At 48.9% G+C, this 775-nt stretch carries 1 protein-coding gene; it reads left to right on the top strand.

What is annotated here, in order from left to right:
- Nucleotides 1–775: OB-fold nucleic acid binding domain-containing protein (locus tag KIV40_RS33110; RefSeq protein ID WP_285353624.1), on the top strand; the 775-nt coding region annotated here is incomplete at both ends.

Here is a 775-nt window from a genome sequence, read left to right as displayed (position 1 = left end):
GAGAAGGTCATCGGCCTTGTGGATGAGTGTTTCCGTATGAAGTTGAAGCTGCTGCCGCCAGATATCAACTCCGGCTTATACCGCTTCAATGTAGATGAAGACGGGGCGATTGTTTACGGCATTGGCGCGATTAAAGGAGTAGGCGAAGGCCCGATTGAAGCGATCATCGAAGCCAGAAACAAGGGCGGGTATTTTAAAGACCTGTTTGATTTCTGTGCTCGTATCGACCTCAAGAAAGTCAATAAGCGTGTTATTGAAAAACTCATCATGTCGGGTGCACTTGACCGCTTGGGTCCACACCGTGCAGCAATGATGGCTTCGCTTAACGATGCGGTGAAAGCGGCGAGCCAACATCACCACGCAGAATCGTTCGGTCAATCGGATATGTTTGGTGTGTTGACCGATGCACCAGAAGAAGTTGGACAGAAATATACTCAGGTACCTAAATGGCCAGAGAAGGTATGGTTAGAAGGGGAAAGAGAAACTCTAGGCCTATACCTAACAGGTCACCCGGTTAATGCGTATATTAAAGAGCTTGCGAAATACACTAGTTGCCGCCTAAAAGATGCGACACCGACTCGTCGCGATCAGTCACTGACGATTGCCGGCTTAGTGATTGCGGCTCGAGTGATGACCACTAAACGTGGTACACGAATCGGCTTGATGACGATCGACGATCGATCTGGTCGAATGGAAGTGATGTTGTTCTCAGATGCGCTCGAACGCTACGCAGAATTGCTCGAAAAAGACAAAATTGTGGTCGTTTCCGGACAGG

It is taken from the genome of Vibrio sp. D173a, assembly GCF_030248475.1.
Note: the sequence above shows the minus strand (reverse complement) of the source record. Positions and strands in the feature narration are given on the sequence as shown.